This is a genomic window from Methylobacterium sp. J-092 (assembly GCF_022829325.1).
Lineage (GTDB): Bacteria > Pseudomonadota > Alphaproteobacteria > Rhizobiales > Beijerinckiaceae > Methylobacterium.
In genome coordinates this window covers 1-12,731 of sequence record NZ_JAKSXU010000176.1, presented here as the reverse complement: position 1 = coordinate 12,731, position 12,731 = coordinate 1, and the positions used below count along the sequence as shown (strand labels likewise).

The 12,731-nt window shown below is 68.7% G+C and carries 13 protein-coding genes and 1 pseudogene; 1 reads left to right on the top strand and 13 read right to left on the bottom strand.

Annotation, left to right across the window (positions count from 1 at the left end; genetic code table 11):
- Nucleotides 1-135: 135 nt before the first annotated feature.
- Nucleotides 136-987, bottom strand: a pseudogene (gene solA, locus MKK60_RS20705) (N-methyl-L-tryptophan oxidase); the annotation flags it as partial.
- A 180-nt stretch (nucleotides 988-1,167) separates the two neighbouring features.
- Between solA and MKK60_RS20700 the strand changes: the two are divergent.
- Complete coding sequence (locus MKK60_RS20700; RefSeq protein WP_243988403.1) at nucleotides 1,168-2,157, top strand: GlxA family transcriptional regulator; 990 nt, start codon at nucleotides 1,168-1,170, stop codon at nucleotides 2,155-2,157.
- A gap of 93 nt (nucleotides 2,158-2,250) precedes the next feature.
- Here MKK60_RS20700 and MKK60_RS20695 read toward each other — a convergent pair whose 3' ends face one another.
- The 12 genes from MKK60_RS20695 to MKK60_RS20640 all read right to left on the bottom strand — a co-directional run bounded on the left by MKK60_RS20695 (nucleotide 2,251) and on the right by MKK60_RS20640 (nucleotide 12,605).
- A complete protein-coding gene (locus MKK60_RS20695) occupies nucleotides 2,251-2,457 on the bottom strand; it encodes a Rieske (2Fe-2S) protein (RefSeq protein ID WP_243936838.1) in 207 nt (68 codons plus the stop codon).
- A gap of 173 nt (nucleotides 2,458-2,630) precedes the next feature.
- Nucleotides 2,631-3,431, bottom strand: a complete 801-nt coding sequence (locus MKK60_RS20690) for an aldolase (protein WP_147843111.1) — start codon at nucleotides 3,429-3,431, stop codon at nucleotides 2,631-2,633.
- Between the two features lie 103 nt (nucleotides 3,432-3,534).
- Nucleotides 3,535-4,605, bottom strand: coding sequence for a PLP-dependent cysteine synthase family protein (locus tag MKK60_RS20685; RefSeq protein WP_147726778.1), 1,071 nt, complete (start codon nucleotides 4,603-4,605; stop codon nucleotides 3,535-3,537).
- On the bottom strand, nucleotides 4,602-6,146 hold the full coding sequence (locus MKK60_RS20680) for a class I adenylate-forming enzyme family protein (RefSeq protein ID WP_210248637.1): 1,545 nt from the start codon (nucleotides 6,144-6,146) through the stop codon (nucleotides 4,602-4,604). Before MKK60_RS20680 ends, MKK60_RS20685 begins: the two co-directional genes overlap by 4 nt.
- The gene (locus tag MKK60_RS20675; RefSeq protein WP_243988402.1) at nucleotides 6,143-6,949 is read right to left on the bottom strand and encodes a VOC family protein; all 807 of its coding nucleotides are present in this window, start codon (nucleotides 6,947-6,949) and stop codon (nucleotides 6,143-6,145) included. The genes MKK60_RS20680 and MKK60_RS20675 overlap by 4 nt, the downstream gene beginning before the upstream one ends.
- A 52-nt stretch (nucleotides 6,950-7,001) precedes the next feature.
- Nucleotides 7,002-7,421: a PaaI family thioesterase gene (locus tag MKK60_RS20670; protein WP_147726782.1), complete on the bottom strand. Its 420-nt coding sequence runs from the start codon at nucleotides 7,419-7,421 to the stop codon at nucleotides 7,002-7,004.
- Between the two features lie 15 nt (nucleotides 7,422-7,436).
- Entirely contained in the window at nucleotides 7,437-8,453 is a 1,017-nt protein-coding gene (locus tag MKK60_RS20665) for a zinc-binding dehydrogenase (protein ID WP_243936802.1), read from the bottom strand.
- Nucleotides 8,454-8,491: 38 nt separating this feature from the next.
- A complete protein-coding gene (locus MKK60_RS20660; RefSeq protein WP_243988401.1) occupies nucleotides 8,492-9,556 on the bottom strand; it encodes an ABC transporter substrate-binding protein in 1,065 nt (354 codons plus the stop codon).
- The gene (locus tag MKK60_RS20655; RefSeq protein WP_243988400.1) at nucleotides 9,553-10,362 is read right to left on the bottom strand and encodes an ABC transporter permease; all 810 of its coding nucleotides are present in this window, start codon (nucleotides 10,360-10,362) and stop codon (nucleotides 9,553-9,555) included. The genes MKK60_RS20660 and MKK60_RS20655 overlap by 4 nt, the downstream gene beginning before the upstream one ends.
- 17 nt (nucleotides 10,363-10,379) lie before the next feature.
- Nucleotides 10,380-11,150, bottom strand: coding sequence for an ABC transporter ATP-binding protein (locus MKK60_RS20650; RefSeq protein ID WP_243938686.1), 771 nt, complete (start codon nucleotides 11,148-11,150; stop codon nucleotides 10,380-10,382).
- On the bottom strand, nucleotides 11,147-11,911 hold the full coding sequence (locus MKK60_RS20645) for a GntR family transcriptional regulator (protein WP_279604188.1): 765 nt from the start codon (nucleotides 11,909-11,911) through the stop codon (nucleotides 11,147-11,149). Before MKK60_RS20645 ends, MKK60_RS20650 begins: the two co-directional genes overlap by 4 nt.
- Nucleotides 11,912-12,131: 220 nt before the next feature.
- Nucleotides 12,132-12,605, bottom strand: coding sequence for a flavin reductase family protein (locus MKK60_RS20640; RefSeq protein WP_243988398.1), 474 nt, complete (start codon nucleotides 12,603-12,605; stop codon nucleotides 12,132-12,134).
- Nucleotides 12,606-12,731: the final 126 nt, after the last annotated feature.

Genomic DNA, 12,731 nt, shown 5'->3' with positions numbered 1-12,731 from the left:
GCTCTCGCGCGCAAGCTCGGCGCGGGCGGCGGGCGTCCACATCGGGGTTCCTGGGTGAGCGTCAGACACTCTCCCAACGCCCGCGATGCTCGCCGCTCACCCAATAGCTAAGCTGTTCTGCCCATTATGAAACGGGGTCTCATACTGCTCGGTCGCGACCTTGATCGAACGGACGCCTGGCATCGGCGGGAAGCCGTAAAGGTAGTCGGTGTCACCGGTACCGTACATCCAGATGAAGACCGGAGCCCGGGGTCCGTAGGCCGAGACATCGTCGACGGCGTACCAGTGCAGGAGCTGGCGCCGGACCGTGAGCAGCCTGTCGAACGGGCGGCCGAGGAGCGAAGCGGTCCACGCGCCGGCGCTGACGACGGCGCGGTCCGCGAGGATGCTGCCGTCGGCCGTCTTGACATGCACGCCGGCCGCGTCCTGGTGCAGGGCCAGGACTTCGCACCCCGTCCGGATCTCGGCGCCCCGTTCGCCCGCGCGCCGCAACTGCGCGGCAACGCATCGCTCGGGGAAGACGTAGCCGCCGCCGGGCTCGTAATAGGCCTTCTCGTCGCCGGCGAGGTTCAGGAATAGCGGAAAGCGACGGGCGACAGCCGCACCGTCGAGCACCTCGTACGCGATCCCGAACCTGCGTGCCGCACTTACCGAGCGGCCGACGAAATCCGGCTTGCCGTGGTGAGAAGAGACGCCGTCGCCGGGAGCCATGACGAGGGCGCCGCAGGCGTTCAGGAGGGGCTCCCCGGTCTCCGCCTCGAGCTCGCGCCAGATGCGATGGGAGGCGATGACGAAGGGGACGTAGTCGCTCCCCTCGCCGACGGCCTGGCGGGTGATCCGCGTCTCGCCGTGGCTCGACCCGAGGGTATGGGGCGGTGCGAAGCGATCGAGGCCGATCACGGAGGCGCCCCTTCGCGCCAATTGATAGAGGGCCGCGCTTCCCATCGCGCCGAGGCCCAGCGCGGCGACGTCGACCCGTCCGGCCATCAGGCGGCTTCCTGCTGCGGGAACCCGCAACGGCGCGCAGCCCGTGTCGGAGACGGATGCAGCGTGGGGACGACGGAACCGGGCATTTGGCGTGCGTCCCTCGGCGAAAACGGCGAATGGTGGCCAGCATGATCGACCTTCGCCGTTGCGCTTGTCGTCAAGAGACGGTTTTTTGTGCCTATGGGACAGGGTGCGGAGAAAACGGCGGGTGTGGGAGTCGCGGCATCGGGGGACCGTACCCAGGAAATCGGCTTCCTTCTGCTTCCCGGCTTCGCGCTTCTGTCGTTCGCCTCAGCATGCGAACCGTTCCGGGCCGCCAATCAACTCGCCGGCCGCGACCTCTACCGGCTGCGCTACTTCGGAGAGACGGGAGAGGGCCGGATCGCATCCTCCTCCGGGGCGGAAGTGCCGACGGAGGGGCTGCCCCGCGAGCACGGGCGTCTCCATACCGTCTTCGTCTGCGCCGGCGGAGAACCGACCGCGTGGGACCGACCCGTCATCCACGCCGTGCTGCGGCGTCTGGCCCGGTTCGGCGTGCGCATCGGAGGGATCTCCGGCGGCCCTTACGTGATGGCCGCAGCCGGGCTCCTTTCGGATCGTCCCTTCACAGTCCACTGGGAATATGCCGGCGCTACGGTCGAAGCGTTCCCGACTTCGCGCCTCGCGCACGCACGTTATGTCACCGATCCGGACCGTCTCACCTGCGGCGGCGGCGTCGCCCCCCTGGACATGATCCATACCCTGATCGCCGGGCGCATGGGCGAGGCGTTCGCGCGGCGCGTCTCGGACTGGTTTCTCCACACGGCAATCGGCGCCGCGGCCGATCCGCAGCGAGCGTCCACGGCCGAGCGCTACGCGGTCCATCACCCCGCCCTGCTGACCGTCCTCGAGACCATGGAGACGACCGTCGAGGCACCGCTCAGCCGGCGCGCGATGGCCGGTCTCGCCGGACTCAGCGAGCGCCATCTCGATCGGTTGGTCCGGGAGAAGTGCGGCCTCAGCTTCTCGGCGCAGTACAAGGCGATCCGCCTCGCCCACGCCCGGCGTCTGCTTCGCCAGAGCCCGCTCAGGATCGGCGAAATCGCGACGGCTTGCGGGTTTTCGAGTATCGCCCACTTCTCCCGCAGCTATCGAACCAGCTTCGGCTGCGCGCCGTCCGCAGAGCGTTAGGCGTCGCGCGAAGCATGTGCGGTCCGAACGGGACACGGCGACCTGCTCCAGGCCGCGCAGGAAGTGCTTCACGCGGGTCTAGTCCATAGTGGTTCAGAGACCATCATTCGCTCGGATCACGCGGTAAAGGCGAAGCGCACGGAAGGACCAGCCCGGCGAGACCGCTCCTGATGCGAGGTCGAAGGAGGCTAGGTGCCTCGGACAATGGATCCGGCCCGCCGCGCAGCGTCCGAGCGACAAGTCGGCGCCTTCGTGAGGGCAGGCCCGCTCCGCCGCGACGAGCCTTTCGCCGTCCCGCATGAGGATCAGATGTCGCCCTTTCACGAGGATCGGTATCGGTGCGGCCTCATCGCTAAGGTGGAGAGGACCGAGGTGCATCCGCACGGGCCGTTCCGGGTCAGCCACCGAGGTAGGCGTCGCGAACATGCGGATTGGCGATCAGGTCGCCCGTTCCGTCGTTTACGTCCGTCGCCTCAATCCCGGTATGCCGGCTCCTCGCGATCCAGGGTCCTTCGGATCGCGGCAAGATGCAGACGGGCAGATTCGGGATCGCCGGCGCGCATCTGGCGGTACGCGGCTTCGGCGATCGCGGGTTCCACGGGGAGGACTTGCCGCCCGGTGGAGAGGGCCAGGGTCTGCACCTCGGCCGCCCGTTCGAGATAGTAGAGGTCGTCCCAGACCTCGGCGATGGTGGGTCCCAAGACCATCACCCCGTGATGCTTCATGAAGACGATGTCGGCCTCGCCCACGGCGTCGGCGATGCGGTCGCCCTCTCGGGTGTCGAGAGCGAGCCCGTTGTAGTGGCGGTCGACCGCGGTGCGGCCGTAGAACTTGAGCGCGGTCTGGCCGGCGAAGATCAGCGGCTCGCCCTCCGTCATCGAGAGGGCGGTGGCGTAGGGCATATGCGTGTGGAAGGCGACGCGCGCCCGCGGGATGCGAGCGTGGATCCGGGCGTGGATGAAGAACGCCGTCGCCTCGGGCTGCCCCTCGCCCGCGACGACGGTGCCGTGGAGGTCGCAGACCAGGAGCTTGGACGCGGTCATCTCCGAGAAGGCGTAGCCGTAGGGGTTGACGAGGAAGAGATCGTCGTAACCCGGCACCAGGGCGGAGAAATGGTTGCAGATGCCCTCCTCGAGCCCATGACGGGCCGCCATGCGGAAGCAGGCGGCCAGGTCGGCCCTGGCCTCGCGGATCTCGGGGCGGTCAAGATCAGGCTGGTTCGCCCCGTGGCCCGCGACGGGACCGTTGGTGCCAGAAGACAGTGCGTGGGCCATTGCGTCGTCTCCATTCGGGTTCGCCGGCGCGTGGTGGATCGGGGGAACCCGGCAGCGTGGCGTTTCGGGGCGTCGACTGTAGGCTGCGGGGCAGGCGGCACCGTCATGCCAGGGTCCCGAACAAGGCGGCCAGGCGCGTCTCGGCTTCCGTCAGATCGATACCCCGGGCGGCGAGCCAGCCGTCGTCGTAGAGCGTCGAGCGATAGCGCTCCCCGGAATCGCAGAGCAAAGTGACGACCGATCCGGTTTCGCCGCGCGCGCGCATCTCCTCGACGAGATGCAGGCAAGCCCAAACGTTCGTGCCCGTTGAGCCGCCGCAGGGTCGGCCGAGGCGGGCACTCGTCATCCGGGCCGCGGCGATGCTGGCCGCGTCGGGCACCGCGATCATGCGGTCGATCAGGTCAGGGATGAAGGACGGCTCGACCCGCGCCCGGCCGACGCCCTCGATGACGCTGCCGCAGGCGGGAACGCCCTGGACCGTCCGGTCGGCGTGATGGCGGTGAAACACCGAGCCGTCCGGGTCAGCGACGCACAGGCGCGTCGGGTAGGTGCGGTAGCGGATGTACCGGCCGAGGGTCGCGGACGTACCGCCGGTGCCGGCGCCGCAGACGATCCAGGCCGGGACCGGGGCGTCCTCCAGGGCCATCTGCGCGAAGATCGATTCGGCGATGTTGTTGTTGCCGCGCCAGTCCGTCGCCCGTTCGGCGAAGGTGAACTGGTCCATGTAATGGCCGCCGATCTCGCCGGCGAGCGATTGGGCAGCGTCGCTGACGTTCCCGCCGTCGATGAGGTGTGGTTCTCCGCCGTGGAAGGCGATCGTGGCGACCTTCTCGGCCGAGGTCGAGCGCGGCATTACCGCGAAGAAGCGCAGCCCGAGCAGACGTGCGAAATACGCTTCCGAGATGGCCGTCGAGCCGCTGGAGGACTCGACGATCGTCGTCTCGGGGCCGATCCAGCCGTTGCACAGGGCGTAGAGGAACAGCGAGCGGGCGAGGCGGTGCTTCAGGCTGCCGGTGGGATGGCTCGACTCGTCCTTGAGATAGAGCTCGATCCCGGGGGCGTGCGGAAGGGGCAGCCGGATCAGGTGCGTGTCCGCCGAGCGGTTGATGTCGGCCTCGATCCGCCGGATCGCCTGGGAGACCCAGGGTCGGTCCCTATCGGTCGGACGGCTCATGAGCCGGTCGCATCAGAGCCGCGCAGATCCGCCTTGCGCAGATCCGCCTCGGCCTGCGAGAGGAGCGCCTTGCGGTCGATCTTGCCCGTCGCGGCGAGGGGCATACCCTGGAGGAACCAGACCCGGCGCGGGTGCTGGTAGGCTGGGGCGTGGGCGAGCACGTGGCTCTTGACCTCCGCCTCGGTGACGGCCGCGCCCGGGCGGCGCACCACGAAGGCGACGGGCTTCGTCCCCTTGATCGCGTCCTCCACCGGCACGACGCAGGCCTGGAGCACGTCCGGATGCGTCTCGATCACCGTCTCGACCTCCCCGGGGAAGATGTTTTCGCCGCCCGAGACGAACATGTCGTCGGCACGGCCGACGAAGAAGTAGAATCCGTCCGCATCGCGGCGGAACACGTCGCCGGTGTCGTAGTAGCCGTCGGACGTGATCGGGGAAGGGGTGTCCGGGCGGTGGTGGTAGCCGAGCATGATCGCCGGACTCTTCAACTGCAGCACGCCGAGGTCCGGCGCCTCCGGCCCGACCAGGCGGACGGGCACCTGGGGATGCGGGTGGCCGACCGAGCCGACCGGGATGGGAAGGCCCGAGGGATGGCCGGAAAAGACGATCGGACCGCCCTCGGTCGTGCCGTAGGCGTTGATGATCCGGGCGTTCGGAAGCAGCGTCCGGGTCTGGTCCATGAGGGTCTCGTTCACCGGCGCAGAGCCCATGCGCAGGGTGCGGACCCCCGAGAGGTCGGCTTCGGCCAGGGCGCCCGCCTCGCGCAGCATCATCGCGATCATCGGCGGCACGGCGGTGAGCCAGGTGCAGCCGTATCGCCCGACCGCCGCGATGTAGCGCTTCGCGTCGAATTGCGGGAGCAGCACCGCGCTCGATCCCGAGGCGCAGACCAGGAGCGCAAGGGCCAGCGCGTTCATGTGGTAGAGCGGCGCGGCGATGAGCAGGCGCTCAGCGCGGAGGTCCGCCTCCGCCATCCGCGTGCGCACCACCCAGAGGTGGGCGGCATGGCCCAACATCACCCCCTTGGGCCGCCCCGTCGACCCCGAGGTATAGAGGCAGAGCGCCGCCTCGTCGGCCCACGGCCGAACAGCCTCGAACGCGCCGGGGTCGAGCCAGGATGCCAGCCCATCCGGACCGTCGCGGTCGAAGACGGCGATGGGGACGGCACCCGCGAAGGCCGCGTGCCGGGCGGCGTCGCAGACGACGAGGCGGGCGCCGCAATCGGCGATCACCCACGCCACCGTCGACGCGGGAAACTTGTGATTTACCGGTGTGGGCACGATCCCGGCCCGCATGGCTCCAAGGACGAGGGCGACAGTCTCGGGCCGGTTCGCCGCGAGGATCGCGATCCGGTCGCCGCGCGCGAGTCCCCCGCGCAGGAGACCGCGGGCGAACGCGTCGGCCATCGCGTCGAGGCCGGCGCGGGTCATCACGGTCTCGCGCGCCTCGCCGTCGAACCCGATGAAGACCGGCCGGTCCGGATCGCCGGAGCGGTCGACGAGGGCGCCGAGGTTGTCGATCGCGTCGGCGCGGCTCATCATGAACTCCGGCAGGCCACGAGAAGGTCGAGGGCGGCGAGCGTCAGGGTTGCGCGGGCGGCGTCGTGGCGAAGCCACAGGGCCCCCGGCAGGGCACGGGCCCGGCGCTCGATCTCCTCCAGGGTATCGAAGCGCAACCCCAGTTCGAAGAAGCGCGGCGCGCCGCCGGCGACGACGTGGAGGTGGAAGTCCCCGAGCCGGATGGACCACCCGTCGGCATCGGGCTGCGCGAGCGCGTTGCAGGCGGCCGCGTAGCGGACGGCCTCCGCCTCGGGATCGCGGCTCGTGACGACGACCCGATCGATCCAGTTGAAGCCGTTGGGGTGGGCGAACCATTCCGGTCGCCAGACGAGGTCCGGCGTCAGGTGCTCGCAATGGTAGATCCGGCCCGCCGGGAAGAGGTGGGCGGGAAACCGAACGGTGCGGAAGCGCGCCTCTTCGGTCCGCCCGGCGACGGTCACCGGGCGGGAGAACGTCGCCGGCGTCTCGACAGGCAGCCCGGTCCGGCTCAGCCGCGCGAAGCTCGCGTCCGCATCGCCGCTGGCGATGACGAGGCCGTTCAGGCCGAAGGGCGAGTCGAGTACGTCGCGGCGCTGGAGCCCGGTTTCCGGCACACCGACCAGCTCGAGATACGGCCCCCGCGTCATCATCAGGTGGTTGATCGATCCGAGCGAGTGATGCCCGCGCGGCGTCAGCCGGAAGCCGAGCGCCGTGAAGGTCTCCGCGGCGGCGTCCATGTCGCGCATCGCGTTGACGACGACATGGTCCAGTCCGTCATAGGCGGATCGGCTCGCGGGGCGGCTCATGCCGTCCGCCCCCTAGAAAGCGCGATCCCTTCGCCGGCGCCGGTCGGCACGATCACTTCGCCGGTGCCGTCATGTAGACGCCGCGCCCGCTGGCTAGCAGGCGGCCCTCGGCGTCGAGGATCTGCGCCTCGGCGACCGAGATCTGGCCGCCGAACTTCACGACCTTGCCAAGGCAGCGCAGGTTCCCCTGCATCGCCGCCCGATGGTAGTCGACGCGCAGGTCCACCGTCGGCACGCCGCGTCCGGTCTTCGACACCAGCGCCCAGTCGGCCGTGAGGTCGACCAGCGTCGCAAGGATGCCGCCGTGCGTGTAGCCCTTCTCGGCGTTGACGACCCATTCCGGACGCCACGTGGCCGCGAGTTCGATCGTGCCCTCGCCGACGGCCACGACGCCGAGGCCGAGCCACTGGTGGAACGGCCCGCGCAGAAGCAGCGCCTCGACCTGTTCCTTGGTGAGTGAGGTGTCCGACATGCTGTTGATCCGGTCCTAGGGAGCGACGACGATCTTGCCCATGACCTCGCGGTCCTGGATCATGCGAAGGCCCTCGGCGGCCTCTTCGAGGGAGAGCACCTTGTCGACGACCGGCTTGAGCGTGCCGGCCTGGATCATGTCCATCAACGCCGAGAGGTCGTCGTCGTAGAAGCTGTTGGACCCGACGATCTTGAGTTCGAAGCTCCAGACGTAGCGGAGATCCTCCTTCGGATCGTGGCCGGCGGTGGCGCCGCAGACCAGCAGGGTCCCGCCTCGCTTCAGGCACTTCAGCGACGGCACCCAGGTGTCGCCGCCGGTGAAGTTGATGACCACGTCCACGCCGCCCTCGTAGGTGCGACGCTGGGGCTTGCCGTAGGTCTGGATCGCCCATTTCGAGAAGTCGGTCTCGCGGTAGTTGACGACGTGGTCGGCGCCGAGTTCGGTCAGGCGCGCCATCTTGTCGGCGCTGCCGGCGCAGGCGATCACTTCGGCGCCGAGTTGCTTGGCCAGCATCACGCATCCGGTGCCAACGCCGCCGCTGGCGCCGAGGATCAGGACCCGGTCGCCCGCCTTGACCGTCTTGTGGGTGATCAGCATCCGGTGCGCGGTGCCGTAGGCCACCGGCAGGGACGCCGCGTCGGCGTAGCTCACGTCCGGGGGCATCGCGATCAGTTGGTCGGCGGAGACGCGGCAGTATTCAGCCATGCCGCCGTCCATCATCTCGCCCATCAGGCCCTTGGCCTTGTTGAGCGGGTTGACGAGGACGCGGTCGCCCGCCTTCCAGTTCGCGACGCCCTCGCCGAGTTCGACAACCTGCCCGGCCATGTCCAGGCCGATCACCACCGGAAACGGTACTTTGATGCCGGGCATGCCCTTCACGGTGAAGACGTCGTGGTAGTTGAACGACGAGGCGCCGACCCGGATCACGACTTCGCCGGGGCCGGCCTTCGGCTTCGGGTGGTCGTGGACGACGGCGAGGTCGCTGATCTCGCCATGCTGGCGAAGCACGAGGGCCTTCATCGTCTCGGACATGCTGTCTCCTCCGGTTGATCGTTGAATGGCGCGGGCGGTCACCGGATCGCCTTCGACGCCTCGTAGGGGCCGGTCACCAGCGCGGCGTCGGGCAGGTCGCCCTTGACGACGCCGACGGCCTTGAACACCGCGAACTCGTTCTTCAGGGAGGCGACGTCGGCCGGCTCCATGCTGACGGTGTAGATGTGATCCCAGAGGGCGGCGTAGGCCTTCGCGTCGGCTTCGCCGAGGTTGGCCGCCGCCATGAGCGCCTGTGCAACCGCGGCCTTGTCACCCTTGCCGAACTCGTAGGCCTTGCGCATGGCGGCGACGACCTTGGCGGCCCCCGCGGGGTTGGCCTTGAGCCAGTCGTTGCGCATCAGCCCGACGCCGAGGACGGGCGGCGCGTCCTGCTTGGTGATCGCCTTCCACTCGGCGCGGAAGGAGCCGAGCTTGCGCAGCTTGGCATCGGGCAGCAGGGCCAGGGTGACCGTGCGCAGGGCGGCCGCGTCGATGTCCTTCTGCGCCAGGAATTGCGCCAGCCGCGGATCGTTGCCCGGCACGCTTTCGTAGTCCGAGGGCTTGATGCCGTAATTCGTCTCCAGGATCGCGGAGGTGATCGCCGCGGTGGCGCTGCCCGAGGGCGAGGTCCCGATCTTCTTGCCCTTCAGGTCGGCCATCGTCCGGATCGGCGAGGCTTCCGGGACGACGAAGTCGAGGTCGGCCACCTGGGTCGCCAGCACGATGCTGAGGGGGAGGCCGTCGGAGGCGACGCTGAAGGACGTTCCCGCGCTGGCAGCGATGGCGAAATCGATCGCGCCCGCGGCCATGGCCTTGGTCGGCGCGTTCACATCCGGGAACTTGAGGTACTCGACGGTGAGCCCCTCCTTCTCCATGAACTTGCCGGCTTCGAGGACGGCCCCGAAGCCGAGGCTCACCCCGGAACTCCAGTAGCCGATCCGCACGGTCTCGGCGCGTGCGGGGCATGGTGCGGCGGCAAGGCTCGCGAGGGCTGCGGCGACCAGGCCGACGCGTTTCATCACGGTCATCGAGGCACGTCTCCAAAGGTCGTGGTCGTCGCGGTCGAAGGCACCGAGGGGGCGGTGGCGAAGGGCGATGGTCATGTCTGCGCGGTCCGCTTCCAGGCGAAGAGACGCCGCTCCAGGGGCTTCAGCACGAGGGATTCAAGCCCGATCATCAGCGTGACTAGGGTGAGCGTCCACGCGAAGACCTGATCGGTCTGGACGAGGTCGGCGGCCTGCCGCAGGCGGTAGCCGATGCCGCTGCTGGCCCCGAGGGACTCGGCCACCAGGCTGACGCGTGCGCCGAACCCGAAGGCGAGGCGTGCGCCCGAGAAGAACGACGGCAGGATCGTCGGGAGATAGACCTTGAAGAGCACTTTCCACCGCGGCATGCGGAAGGTGCGCGCGAGTTCGAGGTAGTCGGCGTTCACCGTCCGCGTGCCCTGCCAGACGTTGGTCAGGATCAGCGGCATCGCGGTCATGAACACCACGAAGATCGTGGTCCAGTTCGACAGCCCGAACCAGATCAGCGCGAAGATCGCCCAGATGGTCGAGGAAACCGTGTTCACAACCGTCAGGACCGGTTCGAAGAACGCGCCCAGCGCCCGGCTCGCACCGAGCAGCAGTCCGAGCGGAAGCCCGACCAAAGCGGCCAGCGCGAAGCCGGATGCGACGCGGCCGAAGGTGATGCCGAGGTCGGTGGCAAAGCTCTTCGAGGCGACGAGCGCGCACCACGCGCCCCAGACTCGGGCGGGGCTCGGCAGGACAAAGCTCGGCGCGTGCAGTGATGCCGCCTGCCAGGCGGCCAGCCCGAGAGCGATCAGGCCGAAGCGCATCGCGACGAGGCGCAGGCGACACAATCTGGTCGCGGCGCGGCGCGTCGCGCGGAGGGATGGCGGCGTGCGCAAGGGTGGGGGCGTCCGCTCTAGCATGACGCGGGACTCAAGCCTGCGAGGGCGAGGCGCAGGCCGCGCACCGCCTCGGCGACGTCCGGCGCCAGCGGGTTGCGCGGATAGGGCAGATCGATCGCACGCGCCTCGCCGACGCGCCCGGGACGCGGATGCAAGACGACGACGTGGTCGGCGAGGACGATCGCCTCCTCGACGTCGTGGGTGACGAAGATCAGCGTCATCTTCCGCAGGCTCGCGATGCGCAGGACCTCGGCATGCATCTGCGCCCGGATCGACGGGTCGAGCTTGGAGAACGGCTCGTCCATCAGGAGGATCGCCGGCTCGGTTACGAGGCTGCGCGCGAGGGCGACGCGGCTGCGCATGCCGCCGGACAACTCGTGCGGATAGACGTCCTCAAAGCCGGCGAGCCCGACGAGGGCCAACGTCTCGCAGGCGCGCCGGCGCCGCTCCGTCGCGGGAAGGCTCTCAGCCTCGAGCCCGAACGCGACGTTCTGGGCCGCCGTGCGCCAGGGCAGCAGCCGATCCTCCTGGAACATGTAGGTCATCGAGTGCCAGTTCCGGAATTCGGCGGACGGCACATCGTCGAGAAGCACGGTTCCGCTGTCGGGCGGGATCAGTCCGGCGATGATGTTCAGGAGGGTACTCTTGCCGCATCCTGAGGCTCCGAGCAGCGCGACGATCGCCCTCGCCGGCACCTCGATGTCGATGTTCTGCAGAACATGGAGTGGCTCGCCCTCGCGCCGGTCGAACCATTTGTTCACGCCCCTGATTGAAACGACGCTCATGCGGAGCCGTCGCCGCTCTGGAGCGCCGCATCGATCGGCACGAGGGCGGCGGTATCACGAAGGCTCTGGACGACCTTTTCCATCGTCATCTCGCGGAACGTCTCGACGTGACGGCGCGCCACATCTTCTGCTCCGTCGGCATCGCCGGCGACTAGGCATTCGATCATCAGGCTGTGGTCATTCTCGATGTTCGGCCGGACGCCCTGCACGCCGAACCCCAGCGCAACGAGCCGGGTCATCTCGTCGAGGAGGCCCGACAGCGTCCGGCACAGGCGCTGGTTACCGGCCGAGACCGCGATCGCCATGTGGAAGCTGCGGTTGGCTTCGAGGAAGAAGTCGATCTGGTTGCCGACGTCGGTCACGGCACGGTCGCGGCAGGCCCGCTCCAGCCGTTCGAGCTGGGCCCGGTTTACGCGGCCGGCTGCCCCCCGCGCGGCCAGCGGCTCCAGGACAACGCGGAGCGCGAAAACCTCGTCGACATCCCTCACGGTGACGGGGGCCGCCCGGTAGCCCTGCCGCGGCATCGAAGCGACGAAGCCCTCCTGGATCAGCCGTTGCAGCGCAATCCGGCAACTCGCCTTGCCGAGTTCGTAACGCTCCATCACTTCGGCCTCGGTGAAGCGCATGCCCGGCAGGATCCGGCACGAGACGATCGCGCGGCGCAGAACGTCGTAGGCTTGGTTCCCGCGCAGGGTCGCCGGGGGCACCGTCAGGACGTCCGGTTGGCGCGGGAAGGCTCCGTCCTGAGACTTGCGCGGCATCTTCACCACCTCACGGCAGCCTCGTGATCAGCCCACGAGACCCAGCCAACGTAGCTAGGCTTTCAGGGAGGCGCCAACAAAATTGATGAGCAGCAGTAGTTTAGCATAAAATATCCCCTTGCCGCCCATATCGTGAGCAGCTTACGACTGCTTCGTGACCTATTCTTGGAATTTTCCCCTCGACCGTCAAGCGAACGCCCGTCGATCCATCGCGGGCCCGTCAAAGGTCCAGAGTCACGCCGACGCGGGCGCGCGAGACACACGGGGTCATCCGATCCTGGCGTTTCCCGATCGGGAGCACCGCATCGCGGTGGATCACCGTGCCGTCGCGGTAGCCGCATTCGCAGGCGCCGCAGACACCGAGTTCGCACGAGGAGGGTAGGGAGAAACCGTGTTCGCGCAGCACATCGAGGAGCGAACGGTCCGCCGGCACGTGGAGTACAGCGCCGGTGGAGGCGATCCGCGCGCCGAATGGTTCCGGCTTGAAGTTTTCGTCTGAGACGGCGGCGAAGTGCTCGACATGGACTTGCTCGGGCGGCCAGCCATTTGCGGCGAGCGCCGCCTGCACGGCCTCAGTAAGGCGGCGAGGACCGCAAGCGTAGACATGGGTGTTCGCGTCGGGGCCGCGCAGGAGCGCCGGATCGAAGCGCCGGCCTTCCTCGGAAAACCAGTCGTGCAGGTGGTCAGCCCCCATTGAAGTGGTCCGCCCTTTGGTATGGCTTTTGAGCCTGGAGGACGGACAAGATGGCAAAGCCCCCGAAGCCCGAGGAGATCGTCGCGAAGCTACGTCAGGCAGACGTGCTGATCTCACAGGGCCAGA